This window comes from Bacillus sp. 22-7 (assembly GCF_010628845.1).
Taxonomy (GTDB): Bacteria; Bacillota; Bacilli; order Bacillales; family Cytobacillaceae; genus Cytobacillus; species Cytobacillus firmus_B.
The window spans coordinates 16817-36974 of the sequence record NZ_NJQY01000024.1; the positions used below are offsets into that span (position 1 = coordinate 16817).

19 protein-coding genes are annotated in these 20158 nt (G+C 42.5%); 4 read left to right on the forward strand and 15 right to left on the reverse strand.

Annotation, left to right across the window (positions count from 1 at the left end):
• Positions 1–5: 5 nt before the first annotated feature.
• From CE058_RS17470 to CE058_RS17495, 6 genes are all read right to left on the reverse strand, one after another.
• Positions 6–1427, reverse strand: a complete 1422-nt coding sequence (locus CE058_RS17470; protein WP_163144354.1) for a sensor histidine kinase — start codon at positions 1425–1427, stop codon at positions 6–8.
• A complete protein-coding gene (locus CE058_RS17475) occupies positions 1411–2097 on the reverse strand; it encodes a response regulator transcription factor (protein ID WP_163144356.1) in 687 nt (228 codons plus the stop codon). The genes CE058_RS17470 and CE058_RS17475 overlap by 17 nt, the downstream gene beginning before the upstream one ends.
• Before the next feature lie 73 nt (positions 2098–2170).
• Positions 2171–3184 (reverse strand): hypothetical protein, encoded by a 1014-nt coding sequence (locus tag CE058_RS17480; RefSeq protein WP_163144358.1) that lies wholly within the window; start codon positions 3182–3184, stop codon positions 2171–2173.
• A 138-nt stretch (positions 3185–3322) separates the two neighbouring features.
• A complete protein-coding gene (locus CE058_RS17485) occupies positions 3323–4693 on the reverse strand; it encodes an MATE family efflux transporter (protein WP_163144360.1) in 1371 nt (456 codons plus the stop codon).
• A 118-nt stretch (positions 4694–4811) separates the two neighbouring features.
• A complete protein-coding gene (locus CE058_RS17490; RefSeq protein ID WP_048009924.1) occupies positions 4812–5135 on the reverse strand; it encodes an ArsR/SmtB family transcription factor in 324 nt (107 codons plus the stop codon).
• On the reverse strand, positions 5135–5551 hold the full coding sequence (locus CE058_RS17495; RefSeq protein WP_163144362.1) for an SRPBCC family protein: 417 nt from the start codon (positions 5549–5551) through the stop codon (positions 5135–5137). Before CE058_RS17495 ends, CE058_RS17490 begins: the two co-directional genes overlap by 1 nt.
• A 169-nt stretch (positions 5552–5720) precedes the next feature.
• Here CE058_RS17495 and CE058_RS17500 point away from each other — a divergent pair, with 169 nt between their 5' ends.
• Together CE058_RS17500 and CE058_RS17505 are read left to right on the forward strand one after the other, a co-directional pair.
• The gene (locus CE058_RS17500) at positions 5721–6518 is read left to right on the forward strand and encodes a DUF169 domain-containing protein (protein ID WP_163144364.1); all 798 of its coding nucleotides are present in this window, start codon (positions 5721–5723) and stop codon (positions 6516–6518) included.
• Positions 6519–6613: 95 nt separating this feature from the next.
• Entirely contained in the window at positions 6614–7216 is a 603-nt protein-coding gene (locus tag CE058_RS17505; protein WP_163144365.1) for a class I SAM-dependent methyltransferase, read from the forward strand.
• A gap of 418 nt (positions 7217–7634) precedes the next feature.
• On the opposite strand, the gene CE058_RS17510 is transcribed toward CE058_RS17505, so the two are convergent.
• From CE058_RS17510 to adhP, 8 genes are all read right to left on the reverse strand, one after another.
• Entirely contained in the window at positions 7635–8807 is a 1173-nt protein-coding gene (locus CE058_RS17510; protein WP_163144367.1) for a phenylacetate--CoA ligase family protein, read from the reverse strand.
• Complete coding sequence (locus CE058_RS17515) at positions 8807–9595, reverse strand: ABC transporter ATP-binding protein (RefSeq protein WP_035329545.1); 789 nt, start codon at positions 9593–9595, stop codon at positions 8807–8809. Before CE058_RS17515 ends, CE058_RS17510 begins: the two co-directional genes overlap by 1 nt.
• 228 nt (positions 9596–9823) lie before the next feature.
• Positions 9824–11005, reverse strand: coding sequence for an ABC transporter substrate-binding protein (locus CE058_RS17520; protein WP_163144369.1), 1182 nt, complete (start codon positions 11003–11005; stop codon positions 9824–9826).
• 82 nt (positions 11006–11087) lie between these two features.
• A complete protein-coding gene (locus tag CE058_RS17525) occupies positions 11088–12149 on the reverse strand; it encodes a branched-chain amino acid ABC transporter permease (protein ID WP_163144371.1) in 1062 nt (353 codons plus the stop codon).
• Positions 12150–12152: 3 nt separating this feature from the next.
• Positions 12153–13037, reverse strand: coding sequence for a branched-chain amino acid ABC transporter permease (locus CE058_RS17530; protein ID WP_048011063.1), 885 nt, complete (start codon positions 13035–13037; stop codon positions 12153–12155).
• Entirely contained in the window at positions 13037–14944 is a 1908-nt protein-coding gene (locus CE058_RS17535) for an AMP-binding protein (RefSeq protein WP_163144372.1), read from the reverse strand. The genes CE058_RS17530 and CE058_RS17535 overlap by 1 nt, the downstream gene beginning before the upstream one ends.
• A 53-nt stretch (positions 14945–14997) precedes the next feature.
• Positions 14998–15768 (reverse strand): ABC transporter ATP-binding protein, encoded by a 771-nt coding sequence (locus tag CE058_RS17540; protein ID WP_163144374.1) that lies wholly within the window; start codon positions 15766–15768, stop codon positions 14998–15000.
• Between the two features lie 520 nt (positions 15769–16288).
• On the reverse strand, positions 16289–17305 hold the full coding sequence (gene adhP / locus CE058_RS17545) for an alcohol dehydrogenase AdhP (protein WP_163144421.1): 1017 nt from the start codon (positions 17303–17305) through the stop codon (positions 16289–16291).
• A gap of 253 nt (positions 17306–17558) precedes the next feature.
• Between adhP and CE058_RS17550 the strand changes: the two genes are divergently transcribed.
• Positions 17559–18893 (forward strand): FAD-dependent oxidoreductase, encoded by a 1335-nt coding sequence (locus tag CE058_RS17550; RefSeq protein WP_163144376.1) that lies wholly within the window; start codon positions 17559–17561, stop codon positions 18891–18893.
• 77 nt (positions 18894–18970) lie between these two features.
• Complete coding sequence (locus CE058_RS17555; protein WP_048011059.1) at positions 18971–19345, forward strand: nucleotide excision repair endonuclease; 375 nt, start codon at positions 18971–18973, stop codon at positions 19343–19345.
• 30 nt (positions 19346–19375) lie between these two features.
• Here CE058_RS17555 and pssA read toward each other — a convergent pair whose 3' ends face one another.
• Complete coding sequence (gene pssA, locus CE058_RS17560) at positions 19376–20071, reverse strand: CDP-diacylglycerol--serine O-phosphatidyltransferase (RefSeq protein ID WP_048011058.1); 696 nt, start codon at positions 20069–20071, stop codon at positions 19376–19378.
• Positions 20072–20158: the final 87 nt, after the last annotated feature.

The window sequence follows — 20158 nt, forward strand, 5'->3', positions numbered from 1 at the left end:
TATACCTACCCTTCTTCATTCCACTTAATCGCAAATGCAGTGCCTTTTGCCGAACTTTCTTTTAAAAATAAATTTGCGTTCAGAGCATTAGCCAGCAGTTTGCTGAATGGAAGCCCCAAGCCAAGCCCTCTTACTTTAAGCTTCTTCTGTTCACCCCTGTAAAAACGCTCAAAAATATAAGGCTGCTCCTCTTCGGCTATTCCCGATCCATTATCATGTACCTCAATATATCTTTCACTTAAAATAACAGTAATGCTGCCATCTTCATCAATGGCATGATAAGCATTATTCAATAAATTAATCATAACCTGCTGCAGACGGTACGGGTCTGTTGATCTGCATATGGTTTCAGCGGGCACTTCCACACTATAGTGAAAATTGCCTTTCTGTGCTAAAGCCCATTGCCTCACAATATCATTAACGAGCTTATTCATATCACAGTTTTCAGGCCTAATTGAAAAGGCACCAGCCGAAAGTGAATTAAAATCGAGTAAATCCTCAATCATTTTCTGCAAACGGCTGACTTCTTTTAGGGAAATATCAAGAAACTCCTCTTTTTCTTCACCGCTTACAACATCATCACGCACTGCCTGAATTAGACCGCTTATAGATGTGACAGGTGTTTTTAAATCGTGTGTGACCCCAGCCAGCAATTCTGCCCTTAGTTTTTCAAGGTGCATTAGCCGCTCTGCCATTTCTTTAAACGAAATGATTAAATTATGAATCTCTTCCTCATTAGCCCTGGCTTTGAGGTCGATTTTATAGTCTCCTTCGCTGACTTTCGAGGCAGCTTGAGCTACTTCCTGAATGGGCCTCGAAATTTTCCTGGATAGAAAATAAATGACACTCCATCCGAGAAGACCCAATCCTGTGAGCATGATAAATAACAGGGAATATTCCTGATTTACGTTCGTCAAATCATCTGCGCTTTGGATCACAACGACCCATCCCACCTGGTTATTATCGAATGATATCTCCGACTTGACCGCATAAACCGCTTGCCCACCCTGTGTATTCAATTTTTGGACGTTCTTTTGATTTTCAAGCATATCTGCAGGCAGAGTTCCGAGATTGGGACCAGCCTGGTTATTTCTTTGCATACGTCCAGATTTTTTATATAATACCTGGCCATTTAAATCACTTATGAAAACCTGGGGATCAAACTTAAATTCCAGCAGCTTCGCTCTTTCCTCCAGCATTCTGTTAAAAAATGGATCAAATTCAATGCTTCCGTCCTGCTGAACGACACGATCTGCTGTTTCAACAGCAACATACTGCAGCAAATTCAGCCGGTTTTCAAGTGTTGTCTGCCTGATCCACCACATAGATCCCGCTGCCAGTATGATAAGGCCGATGACAAGTGTAAAAAGATAGCGGGTTGTCCAATAGCGGAGCAGGGATGTTCTTTTGTTATTTTTCATAAACATGGAATTGGTACCCCATTCCTCTGAGAGTCCTGATTTCACCTTCAGTTTCGGGCCAGTCCGTTAATGCCTGCCGTACCCTCTTTACGGCCAGATCGACAGCACGGTCGCTTCCGTCATAATCCATCCCCCAGACATGTTCAATCAACTGATCCCTGGTGAAAGTTCTGTTAGGCCTTTCAGCCAAAAACAAAATCAAAGATAAATCTCGCGGAGTCAAACTTACTTCCTTGCCATTCAGGAAAATGGTATGAGCATCAAAATTTATCGTTAAGCTTCCATATTGTTTTATATGTTCATCCGTGTACACATTTGCTGATCGCCTTAATACGGCATTCACACGTGCGATAACCTCATCCCCGATAAAAGGCTTTGAAATATAGTCATCTGCACCTGTATTCAAGCCCTTCAATTTGTAATCAATATCCCCCAGCGCTGTAAGCATGATGACAGGACATGCGCTTTTTTCACGAATTTTTTCAAGAACACTCCATCCATCCATGCCTGGCATCATAATATCCAGGATCACAAGGTGAGGGGAGTGACTGAAAAATTGCTCAAGGGCATTGGTGCCGTCATATACTGTTAAAACTTCAAATCCTTCTCGCTGCAAATAGGCGCTTAAAACCTTAGAAATAGCTAATTCATCTTCTGCTATAAGGATTTTTTTCATTTTTACCTTCCTCCAATAAATTAACTATACAGAAAAATCCCCGGATTTGTACACGGGGATTTTTTAAAACTTATTACATAGAGCCTGAATCTGTACTTATATCAGCTGGATCTTCTTTAGATGCCCGCTGTTCCATGCTGCTATCTTTTCCATGCCCATGATTGCCTTTCATTTCCTTTTTGCCAAATCCTTTAATCCCCATAAAAGTTTCTCCGAGAACGTCCTGTAATTTAGCACTGTCCTTCTCTTCTATTTCTGCCAGAAGATCTGCTGTTGATTTATCCTTTGTGGAAATACCTAAGTCCTTAGCGAGATTAGCCACTTTTTTCTCCCTAACCTCTTGAGCAATTTGCTGAATGAATTTCCCATCTATTGATATGCCCAGTTCCTTCGCCTCTTTTTTGACCTTCACGGAAAAGACCTCTTGTGCAGCTTCCCTGATATCTTTGCCTTCTATGGAGATTCCAAGCTTTTCAGCCTCTTTTTTTACGGATGCTGTGAATATCTCTTGTTTTAGAGTCTGCAGGTCTTTGCCATCAGGAGAAATTCCAAGCTCTTTTGCCTGCTTGTTCAAAGAAGCTGTCTGAATCTCCTTCTTTAAGGTCTCCAAATCTTTGTTTTCAGTCGTCACTCCCAGTTCATTGGCCTCCTCTTTCAGTTTTGCTGAACCGATTTCTTCATGGAGAGCTTCTGCATCTTTTCCTTCTGTCTTGATGCCCAATTCTGCAGCTTCCTTTTTCAGCTTAGCAAGCATTACTTCCTCCATAAGGTCTTCAGTGTCTTTTCCATCCGTTTTTATCCCAAGCTCCTTCGCTTCTTTCAGAATTTCAGCTTCCCGGATTTCCCCAATTAAAGTTTCGGCATCTTTTCCTTCTGTTTGAATGCCGAGCTCTCCAGCCCTTTGAAGGATAGATTCAGAGTCATTGGTACCCCCCCTGCCATGATGGCCAAACCCCCTGCTTTTAAATTTCCAGCTTAACTCGCCTTTTTCTGCATAAGCTTCTGTATCTGCTGCAAAAGATGTTGTTGCATATCCCCCTGCAAGTAATAAACCTGCAAGGCTAAAACCAATGATTGTTTTTTTCATTACTATACCTCCTGATCATTTTGAAGGCCAAGCATCCTTAACCTCGACTTTACTATAACGGTGCAATATGTCAGGAATATGTCAAAAAAAAAGTCAACAAAAAAAACCGCCCATGCCGCAATAAGCGGATAGACGGCTTTAGCCTGCTTCCCTGATTTCTTCGATGATAAATTTTCTCTTCTGGATATAAAAGAGCCTGATTGAAAGACAAACACCTGCAGCAAGAAGCCCAAACGTAAGGCCAAGCCAGTAACCAGTTGCGCCAAGGTCTGTATAGTGTGCAAGAACATAACCAGCAGGCAGACAGATCAGCCAATAAGAAACCAGTGTGATAACAAAAGATATATTCACATCTTTATATCCTCTTAAAGCCGCTTGTGCAGTAGCCTGGATGGCATCGGAAATCTGGAAAAACAGCGCATAAATCAGGAAATGGGCAGTCAGGGCAATAACCGCTTGATCAGTAGAGTAAAAGCCTGCAACCTCATAGCGGAAAAATACAACCAGGAGGCCTGTGAACAGCGCAATTAAAATAGACAGATAGATGCCCAGCCAGCTGTATGATTTTGCATCCTTATACCTGCCAGCCCCCACTTCAAATCCGACTAACACCGTTTGTGCCATGGAAATGCTGATTGGGATCATATACAGGAAGGAAACTATGTTTAATGCAGACTGATATGCAGCAATAGTTGTTACATTAAACTTACTGATTAAGATGGTCACCACAGCAAACATACTTGTTTCAAAAAAGATGGACAATCCCATGGGTACACCAATCTTTAAGATTTCTTTGCATTTATCCCATGAAAAATCATTAAGACCGCTGAATATCGTATAGCCTGAAAAAGGCTCCTTCCTTTTTATAATAAAAGCAGTCATGACAAGGATGAACCAATAAGTAATAGAAGTTGCATACCCTCCTCCTGCTCCTCCCAATTCAGGAAATCCCCAATAGCCAAATATCAGGACATAATTCAGAAAGAAATTAATTGGAAGCGAACAAAACAAAATCACCATTACAACTCTCGTTTTGCCGAGTGCATAGATGAAAGATCTTAAAACATTAAATATGAATAAAGGAATGATTCCAAAGCTGAGTCCTACAAGATAGCCACGGGCTGTTGCTTCCACATCATCAGGCAGATTCATGTTATTAAGCAGAGGGTCAAGCAAAACTGAACCCAATAGAATGACTGCAAAGGCAATGATGAAACCCAATAAGATTCCATTTTTTACAATAGATGAAACTTCTTTGTTCTTTTTTTCTCCAATCGCTTGAGCCGCAATTGGGGATACAGCCATTAATATTCCGCTAAGCCCGGTAAAGACAGGATTCCAAATGGAGGAGCCAATCGCTACGCCAGCAAGATCGGAAGCATTATATCTCCCTGACATTATTGTATTAAAAAAGACCATCGCAAACATGCCAAACTGCGTGATTAATATAGGAATTAACATGATTGTTATTTGCCTGATCTTCTCCTGTATAGTAAACGTCTGATACATCCTTGAGACTCCTTCACAAAATAGTAAACACAAATATTATTATATTATATCTTTTATAAGAAAGACCTCATTTTCGTTCAAAAGAAAAAAGAGCTGCGGAAGCTCTTTTTCCAGAAAATCATTCATCTTCTTCAACTAGATATTTAAGTTTTTGCAGCTTATTGTTCCAGAATTGCTCATAAAAGGACAGCCATTGCTTCAATTCAGTCAGCGGCTGAGGCTGGAGATGGTAAATTCTTTCTCTCCCCGCCTTTTCCCCTTTTACTAATTGGGCTTCTGAGAGAATATGGAGATGTTTCGATATGGCGGTACGGCTTATGGGGAAATGCGCGCTTATCTCTGAGATCGGGCGCTCTTTTTCAGCCAGCAGCCTTAAAACCTCTCTTCTCGTAGGGTCGGCGATTGCCTGAAACACATCATGTTTCCTGGCAGAAGCACCCATTATTCCTCAACAGCCTTGCCAAGCTTCGCGAGAATACCAGTCCATCCCTGAGACATTCTTTCACGGATTACTGCACTCTCTTGTCCAGCTTTCTCAACCAATTCATCAGGCTGTTTCCATCCGCCATGTATAAGCGTAAATTCAGTTTTGCCGCTCAAATCTTTTAAAATGAATGATACAAACCATCCATCCGTATCCCATCTAAAAGATAGCCGGTTTGGCTCATCCAATTCTGTCACCTTACAAGGAGACGGGCCAAATGGGGACTGAATATGAAATTCATAGCCAAGTTCAGCCTTAAAATCATTTGGCATAAACCACGCTTCGATTCCTTCTGATGTAGAAACTTTCTTCCAGACTTTTTCGATAGGCGCATTAAGTATTACGGTTTGTTTAATATCCTGAATTGTTTCCATTTAATTGAACTCCTTTGCAATTGAAATAAAACCTTTTGGTTTCATTTTAAATAATATAAAACCTTTTGGTTTCATGTCAACTGATATTTACAAAAAAATAAACGCCTAACTATGCAGGTTGATCCATATAATCTATAGAATACTTATTATATCTTAAGGAGGGATTTTAATGCAGGGAGCCATTCACACTCAAAAGCTATCTGATCTGGAAACTGCGATACATACGTATGTGCGTCCTGACACCTTTCCGCTTGCCATTAGGGTTATGAAAAAGGAAGATTCTATGCCTGACAGGGTCAAGCGGCCGGCAAGAGACTTTAGCAAAACTTTCAGCATCTGCCAGGGGGTAACAATGTCAAGAAGATATGGCTGGTCGATTGCCATGGGCAAAGAAGACTTGTCATGCCCAATTGCCAAGATTGCTTTCGGGTTTGAAGAGGAACTCGATTATTACTCAGAGGGAAACTTAACAGATGGGATGTACACCAAGACTTGTGATCTTGGCTCCTTAACCGAAGCGGCCGTACCCAAGTTTACAAAAGAGGAAGCCGGTACAGTGCTGATGGCTCCTCTGGGAAGAGCAGCATTTGAACCTGATGTAATCACTGTATATGGAAATTCAGCACAAGTGATGAGAATGGTGGCGGGCGCACTTTATCACACGGGCGGCGAAATTACTTCCACTTTTACAGCCCGGGCAGATTGCGCCGATATTGTTATAAAGACCATACAAACCGGTAAGCCGCAGGTAATCCTCCCGTGCTATGGAGACCGGGTTTTCGGTCAGACGCATGATCACGAAATGGCTTTCACCTTTCCTTTTTCCATGGCAGATGAATTTGCAGATGGATTAAAGCAAACCCACAAAGGGGGTGTGCGTTACCCTGTTCCAGCCTATCTTCAATATGAGGCAAAATATCCTGACACATATGAGAAGCTGAACGAGATGTTCGACAGCATGCCCTGATTAAAAGCTGGCCTCTCCAATCGAGGTGCCGGCTTGTTTCGTTTTGGGAAAAGGGTAAAATAGAATAAACAGCTATTAAGAAAAGAGTGAGATTTTTGAGCAGCTTATTCCCTTCGCTATATGATCTGGCCATGCAGCCTCTTGAGAAAAGAAAATTCCAGAGAATCAGAAGCGAGATCCTTACTATGGCTTGTGGCCGTGTTCTCGAGATTGGATCCGGTACAGGCATTAACTTCCCCTTATATAAAAAGGCTGACCGGGTTGATGCCATTGAACCGAATCCAGCGATGATTGAAAATTCACTTTCCCGGAAAAATGTGGCTTCAGTTCCTATTCTCATTCACCAGCAGTCTGCTGAAGAACTTGAATTTGCGGACAATACATTTGATTCGGCAGTTGCCACTCTGGTGTTCTGCACAATCCCAAATCCTGAACAAGCACTCACAGAGATCAAACGAGTCTGCAAGCCACAGGCAAAAATACTATTCTTTGAACATGTGAAAATGGAGCAGCCCGCTCTCGCATTTGCCCAGGAAGCCCTCAACCCTCTATGGAAAAGGATATGCGACGGCTGCCACCTGAACCGAGACACACTTCAGGCTATAAGGGATTCAGGAATGAAGATAACGAATGTGACTCCCTTTTATAAAGGATTGTTTCTAGTGGTGGAGTGTGAGAATCAGGATGGCGGCCGTTAATTTTTATTAGCGGCGCCACTGGTGATTTATTTTGAGGATTTTTACCTGATATTTTTGGCAGTCGCTGAAGACTCCGTATGATTATCTGCCATTTTCTCTTCACCAATTAACTTCCATTTTTCTCTTCACCAACTCTGTTTCGGCGTTAATCCATATGATTAACTACCATTTTTCGCTTCCTCATCTCTTTTTCGGCATTAATCCAAATGATTAACTACCATTTTTCGCTTCACCATCTCTTTTTCGGCATTAATCCGGCTGATTAACTTCCATTTTCCTCTTCCTCGCCCTATTTTAGGCGTTAATCCCCCTGATTAGCTGCCATTTCCCTCTCCTTCACTCCTTTTTCGGCGTTAATCAAAGTTAACTAATTCAAATCCTCATAAAAAAGAAGGCCGATTCAATCAGCCCCCTTAGACTACACCCTCTTTAATTCGTAGTTGCGCTTATCCACCAGCTTCTTTTCATCATTTTTAATAGAGCCTGACACTGTTAATTCAAGAATCGGCTTAACCCTTATCACATTCTGGATTTTTGAGGCAAGCTGAGAGTTTAATCCTTCTTCCGATTCTATGAAAATTTTAATCTGGTCCTGCCCCTGCTCATTTGTTACCACAGCCTGGAATACCGGAAACCCTGCTTCACTTAATACCTGCGCAAGCTGTTTTTCTCTTACAAACATTCCTTTTACCTTTATCCCATCACTGACACGCCCCAGCACTCCTGCAATTCTTTTCCCCTCATACCCTTTAACCCAGCGGGAAAGGTCGCCTGTGCCAAAGCGGATAAGCGGGTAGCTTTTATCAAATAAAGTGACAACCACTTCTCCTTCTCCATCTGTAACTTCCGATCCAGTCTGCGGGTCGCAGATTTGAACAATGGCAGAATCTGTAATTCTTAAACCAGGCCCCGATTTGTCCTCATAAGCAAGACACCCGCAATCTGCAGTCCCATATCCTTCATATACGGAAATACCATTGTCTTCACATCTTTTCCGCATTTGGTCCGTCAGCATTTCAGCAGTAAAGAAGGCTCTATTCACGACAACATCTTTTCCCGCCTTCCATCCCTTTTCTTCAAGGGAATCCAGCAAAAGGCTAAAGAAGCTCGGGGTTCCCACGTAGCCGGTTACCCTGACATCCTTCATAATCTGAATCTGCAGCTCCCGATTCCCGGTTCCGGCAGGGATGACAGTTGCTCCTAATTCACGAAGTGCGGAGTCAAACATAAAGCCTGCCGGTGAGAGATGATAGGAAAATGTATTTTGTACGATATCCTCTTCACCAAAGCCTGCCTTCTTGAGAGCTTCTGAGAATCGCCAGAAATCTTTGCCTGTCGCTTGCGGATCGTAAATCGGACCTGGCGACATAAAAATTCGTTCCATCTCATTAGGCTTTACAGCTGCAAAGCCTCCAAAAGGCTGATCTGCAGATTGCAATTCCGGCAATCGATCTTTTTTAAGCACTGGGATTTTCTCCAGGTCTTTTAAAGTTTGTATGTCACCTGGAGAAATACAGGCATCATCAAGGCGCTTTTTAAATCCGCTTGCATTTTTATATGCATGGTAAATTACTTCCTTCAGTTTTTCCACTATAGCCACCTCTTTCTTCTTTTATAAGATTTAATATCTTTATAGCTTTTCCGGCCCTTATCACCCATTCCAAGATAAAATTCACGCACATCCTGATTGGAAAGAAGCCGGTCCACCGTTCCATCCATCACAATCCGGCCGTTTTCCATGATGTATCCATAATCGGCAATCGATAAGGCAACATTGGCATTTTGCTCCACTACCAGTATAGTGGTTCCCTCTTCTTCATTGATTTTTTTAATAATCCCGAAGATCTCTTTTACTAATAGAGGGGCAAGTCCTAATGAAGGTTCATCGAGAAGCAGCACCTTTGGCTTTGCCATGATTCCCCTGCCAATGGCAAGCATCTGCTGCTCTCCGCCTGACAGATATCCGGCCTGTCTGTGCTTCAGCATTTCAAGCTTCGGAAAGTAATGATAGACTTTTTGGATATCGCCTTTAATATTCTTCCGGTCTTTCCTGGTATGTGCACCTGCGATCAGGTTATCTTCAACAGAAAGATGCTTGAACACGCGTCTTCCTTCCATGCACTGAAAAATGCCTTTCTTTACGATGGTTTCAGCATCGCTTACATCAATGCGCTCGCCATAAAGCTCGATAAATCCATCCGTCACCTCACCGTTTTCGCTTTTCAGAAGGCCGGATATCGCCTTAAGAGTGGTCGTTTTCCCGGCGCCATTGCTGCCGAGCAAAGCGACAATTTTCCCTTTTGGCACCACCATTGACATCCCTTTTAATACAAGGATGACCTTGTCGTACATCACTTCGACATTGTTTATTGTCAGCATGCATCTTTCCTCCCCGCTATTTCCCTTTTTTTCGTTCCCAGGTCATGTCCTGAATTATTCGTGGTCTTCTCTGTTTATTTCCACAAACAAAAATTTGTTTGCAAATTCAAGCGTTTGTTTGCAATTTTCGGGTTTATTTGCCAAGTTTCGAGTTTATTTGCTAATTCATAAGTACCAAGACTTTAAAAGTGAACAGGAGGCGGGTATAAAACCTCGCCCCCCATTTTGTTAGTAGCCGATATAATCAGTGAACACTTCAAACTGGCCGTTTTTCACTTCTGCCAATCGAACTTGGTTTGTACCGGCATGATTGTCAGGTGAAAAAGTAACCGGAGCGGCTAAACCGCCGAGGTCAAGATTTGAAATCTTCTCCAGGCCGGCTCGGATGCCTTCGCCTGAAGTCGGGTCTTCAGCAAGCTTCATGCCTTCAACCATGATTTTGGCTGACACCCATCCCTGGATAAACTTCTGGTTCTTGTCTTCCAGCTTTTCACCCTTGCTTTCTACGAACTTCTTGATTTCTACCATTCCAGGCAGATCTTCATATGGGAAGGCATGTGTGACGACTCCGATAAATCCATCAGCCGCATCACCTGCAATAGGAAGCAAGCCTTCTCCGGTAGCCCAGTTTAATCCGATGAATTGTGTATCCAAACCAAGCTTTTTAGCATCTTTTAGTATCGTTGCTGTTGCACCCCAAGTTTGGTTAATAATTGCATAATCAGGGTTTTTCTTTTCCATGTTCAGCAATTGGGATGTTGCATCAAGTGTTTTCAGATCAACAATTTGTTCATCTACAATTTCAATGCCATTTTCCTTGGCAAATTTTTTGGCATCTTCAATTGGCGATTTTCCAAAGGCCGTATCATTGTAAATTAATGCTACAGTCGGTGTGCCGCCAGTGTGATTGTCTTTTATCCATTTCAGTACGGATCTTGCCTGGTCGGAGTAAGAAGCCGCAGCCAGGAAGTTATATGGGCTTTCGTCAATATTTTTCAGGTTCTCTGAGTATGAAGCAGAGATGAATGGAAGCTTGTCGGCTGCCACCTGCTGGCGAAGGGCTTCAGTGTCCCCTGTTCCCCATCCCAAAATGGCTGATACTTTATCTTTTGATTTTAATTTCTGATAAAGCTTTTGGGCTTCCGGGATTTTATAAGCATAGTCATCACCAATTAATTCGAGCTTATAGCCGTTAATCTCCTCGCCTGCAATGGATTCAAAAAATGCTTTTTCACCCTCTGCATATGGTGTTCCAACATCACCGGTACCTCCCGTAAGGTCAAAGATACCCCCAATTTTAACTGTGCCGCCTTTCTTGTCACCTGATGCTTCCTCGCTGCCTCCAGAACAGCCTGCCAGCATTCCAGCCATTAATGTTGCTGCCAATAAACCCTTCCATACCTTCTTCATAATGTTCCCCCTCATTTTTCCTCTTTTTTATAAAAATTTGAAAGATTTACTTTCAAAATTTTCAGATATTATTACCCGGGAATTAATAGGAAAATGGCCAGAGCTTAAAATAGTCTTTGATATTTTTCCATATTTTCGCGAGACCCTGCGGTTCATAGATCAGGAATAAGATAATCACAAGGCCGAATACTACCTCTTTCATCCCGATTAAGACAGCTGATAAGTCAGGGAATACCCCGCTCATCATTTCAACCCCTGATCTTAGTACAACTGGAAGCAACGTAATAAATACAGCTCCGTAAATTGACCCGAATACGCTTCCCAGACCACCGACCAGTATGATTGCTAAGTATTCGATCGACACTGTAATGCTGTAAAGCTCAGGACTGACAACCATTGTATAATGGCCCAGTAAAGCACCGGCAATGCCAACAAAGAAGGAACTTACAATAAATGCCAATACTTTATATTTAAACAAATCGATCCCCATAACCTCTGCTGCCACATCACGGTCACGGACTGCTATGAATGCCCTGCCGACCCGCGACCTGAAAAGGTTCAGGGTGAAGAGGGCCGTAATAACCAGCACAACAAACATAAGGTAGTAATAGCTCCGTTCACTGTAAAAGACAAAACTGCCAAGTTCAGGCCTGGATAGGACCATTCCGGCTGTTCCGCCAGTCAGCGCATCCCAGCGGGAAATAACAAATAAAATGATTACCTGTGCTGCAAGGGTGGCAATCGCCAAATATAAACCTTTAAGCCTTAAGGATGGAAGCCCGAATAGTCCACCGACAATCGCCGTTACTATACCGGCTGTCGGCATGGCAATCCAGAAGCTCAATCCCAGCTTTACTGTCAGAATAGCCGATGTATACCCGCCTACCCCGAGAAACGCGCCTACCCCTATGGAAATCTGTCCAGTAAAGCCAGTCAGGATGTTCAGACCAATCGCACCAATAGCGGCAATTCCGCAAAGTGTAGCCAGTCCAATGATATAATCGGATGCAAACATTGGGAAGACTGCAAATACAGCCAGAAGAATGAACACGCGCATCCTTACTCTGGTGATCTTCCAGATCGCCATGTCTTGTTTATAATTCACATGGAACTCTCCACAATCCATTACAAAAGGATTTCTCATCGGTTACACCCTCTCGATTTCTTTTTTTCCGAATAAGCCATATGGCTTGAACATCAGGATAAATACGAGGATGACAAACGGCATAACCTCTTTCAGACCCCCGCCAACCAAAGGATCCAGATACCCGCCGGTCAGGCTCTCAAGAATACCGATGATCAGCCCGCCGATGATGGCACCGGGAATACTGTCGAGTCCTCCAAGAATGGCAACCGGAAGCACCTTTAAGCCGATCGCTGAAAGGGATGCATTCACACCGTTGATGTTTCCGAGAAGGATTCCCCCAACTGCTGAAACAATGGCTGCAATCGCCCAGGCAACTGCGAAAATCATTTTTACGCTGATTCCCATTGACATTGCCGCCTGCTGATCATCTGCGGTTGCTCTCATCGCAATTCCGAGCTTGGAATATTTGAAAAAGAGGGTGAAAATGACAAGCATCACCACAACGATTAACAGTGACCATAAATAGACCGGCGCAATGACGATCTCACCAAGGTTAACAGGTTGTTCAGAGAAAATCTTAGGAAATACACGTGTTTCATGGCCCCAAATAATATGGACAATCCCGGCAAGAACGCTCGATAATCCGATCGTCGCCATAATCATGGATATGACGGGCTCTCCAATAAACGGCCTTAGAACGATCCGTTCAATGACAAATCCTAAAACAGCACTGAACATCAGTGCAATTAACAGGGCTGCTATAAACGGAATGTTGTAGGCAGTGATAAGCGTTAAACAGACATATGTTCCAATTAAAAGGAACTCACCCTGTGCAAAGTTGATAGCATCACTGGATTTATAAATAAGCACAAAACCCAGTGCGACAAGTGCATAAACGCTTCCTACCACGATGCCTGTTACAAGCATTTGCAAGAAAAATGTCATTAAGCTGCCCCCTCTCCTTCATCCATAAAAATCACCTGAAGCGTTGTCTGGATGGTTTGTTCCATGCCATCACGATACTTGATGGTGCCATTGACACGTATTTTTTTGTCTTCTGTATAAAGTCCATCAATTAAGGCCTGATATTTTTTAGCAACAAACTGCCTGCGGACTTTCTTTGTTCTTGTAAGCTCTTCATCATCTGCATCCAGTTCTTTATAAAGCAGAACAAATTTTTTCACCCGGGCCTTTTCAGGCAGAGTCTGATTGATTTCATGCACCTGTTTTTCAATCAGCTCCAGCACTTGCGGCTTGGAAGATAAATCGGTATAAGTGGTATAGCTAATTTGATTTTTCTCTGCCCAGCGCCCTACATTTTTCATATCGATATTAATCATGGCAACCACATATGGACGGTCCTTCCCGATAGCTACCGCTTCCTGTATGAACGAACTGAACTTCAGCTTGTTTTCAATAAATTGCGGAGAGAACATTTCCCCTGTATCAAGGCGAATAACATCCTTAATCCGGTCAATGATATACAAATGCCCTCCTTCATCCAGCCTCCCTGCATCCCCGGTATGCAGCCACCCATCCTGAATAGTTTCATTTGTGCTTTTCTCATTTTTGTAATACCCCTTGCAGACACTGGAGCTTTTGATGAGAATTTCCCCTTCTTCAGAAATTTTCACTTCAGTCCCCGGTATAGGAATGCCTACACTATCAAGCTTAATATCTCCATCCCTGTGCACAATAGAAATGCCGGCTACCTCTGTCTGCCCGTAAATGCTTTTTACATTAACGCCTATGCTATGAAAAAATTCAAATACATCAGGTCCCAGAGGGGCGCCGCCCGTATAAGCACGCTTGATCTTCAAGAGTCCAAAGTGATCGCGGATGGCACTGAACATCAGATAATCAGCCATTTTATAAAGAGCCTTCGTACCCGTGCTGACCGGTTTATTTTCAAAATGAGCCTTTGCTACCTTCTCGCCGATCGGCTTGCACCAGTTATAAATCTTTCGTTTCAGCCAGCCGCTGTCCTGAATTCTGACCTGAAAACGCGATACCATATCTTCATAGATTCTCGGAGGCGAAAACATAACCTGTGGTCCAATTTCACGCAAGTCTTCCAAAACGGTTGCCGGCTCTTCCGGGAAATTTATCGTCATCCCATTATATAAGCCCATGGCAAGGGTCATCATCTGTTCCCCGATCCAGGCAAGCGGAAGGTATGAAACATATTCGTCCTTATCTGTCAGCGGATCAATGTCTGACAGATTTTTAGCCATATCGATCAGATTTCGGTAAGTAAGCATTGTTCCTTTTGGATTGCCTGTCGTTCCTGAAGTATAGGATAAAATCGCCACGTCATCTGCAGACCCCTTATCAACTTCCTCTGAAAATAAGCCAGGCTGCCCTGAGTGAAAACTTCGTCCCATTTCCAGAACTTCGTTAAATTCCAGCAGAAAATCCTCCCGGTAACCCCTCATGCCGCGTGAATCATAATAAATAATTGTTCTGACTTTAGGTATGGATTCTTTAATTTCCAGCAGTTTATCCACTTGCTCCTGGTCCTCCGCAACGATTATGGTTGCGTCACAATTATCGATAATATAACTTAGTTCAGCAGACAGGGATTCCTGATAAATTCCTACTGAAATGCCGCCTAAACTTTGCGCAGCAAGCTCACTGATTACCCATTCGGGCCTGTTATCGCCAATAATAGCAAGCTTATCTTCTCTTTTCAGACCCAAGGATGCCAAACCCAGGCTGAAATTCTTTACTTTATCCAGGAACGCTTCGTAAGTGATTTCATTCCAAATTCCAAATTCCTTTTCTCTTAAAGCAACTTGTGACCCATTCCTGTAAGCCCTTTCAATCAGCAGCTGCGGAAACGTCATGCTCATAGAATCGCTCCCCCCTCCTAAAAATATGAAAATCACTTTAGCCGGTATATCTTTTATACGGCATTCTCTTCTCCAAGATAGGCCTCTATGACTTTAGGATTATTTTGAATCTCTTCCGGTGTCCCATAGCCAATCAGCTTCCCGAAATCGAGAACTGCAATGTGATCGGATAAGTCCATTACAACCCCCATATCGTGTTCAATTAATATAATGGTTGTGTTCATTTCTTCGTGAATATCAATAATGTATCTGGCCATGTCCTCTTTTTCCTCACTGTTCATGCCTGCCATCGGCTCATCAAGAAGGAGAATTTCAGGTTCCAGTGCCAGAGCCCTGCCGGTTTCGACCCTTTTCTGCAGTCCATATGAAAGAGTTCCCACGGGGGTATTACGGATATCCTCGATTTCAAGAAAGTCGATCACCTGCTCAACTTTTTTCCGATGCTCAATTTCCTCTCTCTGCGCCTTCCCCCAATAGAACCCTCCTGCAAGCAGTCCGGTTTTCATTCTCACATGCCTGCCAAGCATCAGATTGTCCAAAACAGACAAATGCGGGAAAAGCTCGATATTCTGGAATGCACGGGCAATGCCCATACTGGCTCTTTTGTGAGGTTTATAACGGGTTATATCTTCACCCTTAAAATAAATCGATCCTGATGATGGTTTGTACAGCCCGCTTATGCAATTCAGCATACTAGTTTTACCTGCACCATTTGGACCAATCAGCGAAAAAATCTCCCCCTCCTGCACTTCATAGGAGACATGGTCTAGAGCTGTTACACCTCCAAACCTTAAAGTTGCATCCTTAATCTCCAAAATCCCCAATCTTCCAACCCCCTATATTTCGATTGGCAAAATTTTTTTACAAAATTATGAATAATTTAAATATTCTTTATATATTTATTTTCTCCTTTTAGTATTTAAAATATTTTTCACTCCTGAGCTATTTTTCATTTTTATGTGAATGGAAATATTGATATGACAAAATCCTTATGTGTAAGTATTTTTCACTATGAAGATGGTGATATATTAGCCTGGCCGAGTTTATAAATAGGCTCTGTTAAATTTGCCTGTTGATTTCCGCTGCAGGCACTCCCTTTCCGCGGGCGGTCCTGGAGACTCCTCGTCGATTTGCTCCTGCAGGGTCTCCCTTTGATCCGCACTCCCGCAGGACTTTGAATAAGCTTCCTTGAGTAAATATCGCACGAAGAAAATGCGAATGCATTTTCGAGGATCTCGTGCCTTCCTCTCCAACCAACAGGGTGCTAAAAAACTACAAAAAGCTATAACAGAGCCAATAAATAAAAGCCGGACACAAATATGCCCAGCTTTAAAGCCAATTCTATTATTCTTCAAATTTTATAACGATACGTCCATTTATTTTCCCTTTTTCAAGATCATCAAAGATTCTATTAATTTCTTCAAGGGATGCCGTTTCCACTATTGTTTTTACTTTGCCGTCTGCTGCAAATTGAAGAGCTTCCTGCAAATCCTTTCTTGTTCCAACAATAGAACCGACAATGCTGACACCGTTTAGAACTGTATCAAAGATCGGTACTTCCATAACTTCCGGCGGCAATCCCACTGCTACGCACTTTCCTCCGCGTTTGACAGCACGATAAGCTTCACTGAAAGCGTGTTTAGACACTGCCGTACATATGGATGCTTGCACCCCGCCAATTTCACGCTGTATGAAGACAGCAGAATCCTCGACTTTCGGATTAACAGTTAAATCTGCACCTAAATCTTTTGCCAACTCCAGCTTTTCGTTAAATGTATCGACGGCCACTACCTTCAGTCCCATTGCTTTTGCATATTGGACTGCCACATGTCCAAGACCTCCAATTCCATAAATAGCGACCCACTCTCCCGGCTTTGCTTCCCCTACCTTCAGTGCTTTATATGTCGTTACACCAGCACAAAAAATTGGCGCTGCCTCAACGTAGCCAAGAGAATCCGGAACCTTCACCACATAACGGGCATCAGCAAGACAATATTCTGCGTATCCGCCATTAATGGAATATCCCGCGTTCAGCTGATTATGGCAAAGTGTTTCACGGCCGGTTAAGCAGTATTCACAATGTCCGCAGGCTGAATATAACCACGGCACTCCGACTCGGTCACCAGCCTTCAAATGTGTAATGCCTTCTCCCACTTCTACAACTTCGCCTACCCCTTCATGACCCGGGATAAGAGGAAGTGCCGGTTTAACTGGCCAGTCACCATGTGCAGCGTGTAAATCAGTATGGCATACACCACAGGCTTTTATTTTTACTAATACATCATTTTTTCCAACGGATGGTACTCTGACATTTTCAATTTCCAGGCTTTCCTTAAATTTATGCACAACTGCTGCTTTCATCATGTTTTCACTGCTGCATTGTTCACACATGTCCGTCACCTCAATTGTTATTTAGGAATATCAATTACATCGTCATTGTCTAACAAAACATGTTGGCCGGCAATTAAATTGTGAATAATTTCACAAATGTGACGATAATTTTTTACAGCTTTGCAAACAAACCAATTTATGACTTGCTATTTGCTATTAACGATATCTTTATTAGTCATAAGGTACTATTATAAATGTAATGAAGCATATGGAGGATTTTTGAATGCTTGGAAATCAAAAAAAATACAGTAGAAAAAGAACGGCCATTGTGGTCGGAGGGAGCATTGCCGGCATGCTGGCGGCGAGAGTTCTTTCAGACTCCTTCGAAAAGGTCATGATAATCGAAAAAGATGGAGAGCAGCTGAAGGGCAGCCCGCGAAAAGGGGTACCACAAGCAGCCCAGGGTCATGTTCTTCTGAAGAGCGGAGAGAAAATACTTGAGGACCTTTTCCCGGGTCTGAGAGCTGAAATGATTAAAGGCGGTTCGGTGCCTGCCGATTTTGCCAATGACATAGCCTGGCACCACCATGGAAGCTGGAAAATCAGATATAACGCAGGCTGCTCTATTATTCAGCAAAGCCGTCCATTTCTTGAATATCACCTTCGCAAAAGAATAGAGCAGATTGAAAATATACATACTTTAAATAAAACAACGGCCAAAAGTTTTATCTTAAACGATTCCAGAATTACGGGTATTGAAGCTGAAACGGCAGAAGGTACTGCTATTTATCCTGCAGATTTAACAGTTGATGCATCCGGTGCCAGCAGCCTTGCATTTCAATGTCTGAAAAAGATCGGGGTGGGCCAGCCAAAGAAAACAGAGCTGGCTATCAACTTATTCTATGCAAACCGTATTTACAGAAGAATCCAGTTAGATCCTGAATGGAAAAGTTTATTGGTTTATCCGAACCCCCCGCTTCAATCCTTTGGAGGAGCCATTTCTCCAACCGAGAACAATGAATGGATGATTACCCTCTTTGGATATGGTGCCAATAACCCGCCGGAGGATCACCATGAATTTCTCGAGGCAGCGAAAAACCTGGAAAAGCAGCATATTTTTGAGTGCATAAAAAATGGAGAACCTGCTTCAGATATAAAGGTATACCGCTTTCCCTCCATGAGGCGATTTCATTTTGAAAAATTGAAGACTTTTCCTAAAGGACTGCTTGTGATGGGTGATGCTTTTTGCCGGATGGATCCGGTATTTGCGCAGGGAATGAGCATTGCTGCAAAGGAAGCAAAGGCATTGCAGGAAATCCTTATTAGTGCAGGTGAAGCGGATGCGGATCCATATAATTTCCATAGAAAAATCAGCAAAATAGTGGATATCCCCTGGTTAATTGCTTTAACTGAGGATTTCAGATTCTCCCAAACAGCTGGAGCTAAACCTTGGGGACTGCCCCTTCTTCAATGGTATGTCAAAAAAGTGGTCAACGCCTGTTCCTTTGATCCCTATACATATGACTGCTTTATGAAAGTGCTCCATCTGCAGGCACATCCGGCAGTATTGTTCACTCCGCGAGCAGTAAGGAATATATTTCGCAGACGAAAGAAATAAATCAAATTCCCTCTCTGAATGTGGATTACTTTGCAGGTATATGTTACTCTTAATCTTTAGAATAGGAAGTGATGATATTGATAAAAATTGAAATACCAGAGCCTAATCTCGTCATTACAAGAAGCAGGCAAACGGGACAGGCAGCAGAAAGTGACCTTAGCAGTGTCTATGGTTTCACAGATTACCATAAGATACCAAGAGACAAGGGCGGCATGATTCTGTTTTTTGATGCGAAAGAAGATCTGCTCTTTGTAGGAAAGGCCCGCAAATTAAGACAGCGGGTTAAAAAGCATTTTGAAGACAATGTTTCTCCTATAAAAAATCATCGTGATGATGTCCATAAAATTGCGGTCATTTACGTGGAAGACAGCATGGAGCGCGAGATTTATGAGACTTATATCATCAATGCCCTTCAGGCAAAATATAATATCGACAAAGTATTTTACAAATAAAAAAAGGCCATCGGGGCCTTTTTTTTTTAATTAATCAATTTCTTTTTTGTTTTTGCCTTTTATGAATCGGTATGTCAAATACGCAATGTAAAGCGGTATTGCAATATAAATCAAATCGGGAAACGGCCCATATGAACCCTTATAAATGACGTAAAGGACACTTCCCAGAAAAACGGTAACAATTGTTCCGTATTTTGGAAGGGGAACTTCTTTAAAGCTGGGAATTCGGATCCTGCTTACCATAAGAAAGCAGAGTGCGGTGAATACAACCGTTGTAATGATATTGGGTATATGCTCACCAAAAAGGGTCAGTATGGCCATGATCCCGCCTGCTGCTGTTATCGGAACTCCAATAAAATAGTTCAAAGAGGATTTTGGAGGACTAATATTGAATCGGGCAAGCCGATATGCCCCAAATAAAGGAAAAAGGCCTGAAACAGCTAATCCAAGAATTCCAAATTGAAAAAAGTATGTATAAAAGACCAAAAATGAAGGGGCTACACCAAATGTAACAATATCTGCCAGTGAATCAAGTTCTTTTCCCAGTGTACTATCCGCTTTCAGCATTCTGGCCAGCCTGCCGTCCATGCTGTCAAGCATCATGCCAATTAAAATTAATATGGCTGCATTTTTAAATTCTCCATTGGCAGCCATGCCGATTGAAAGAAAACCGCAATATAAATTACCCAAAGTGACCATATTGGGGATTGTTTTAATAAAACGCACTAGTGACCATCACACTCCAAAAATTGTAAAGATTATTTTAATATATATTCCCTTTCATTATACCATTTAATCTCATCTGCATCCTTC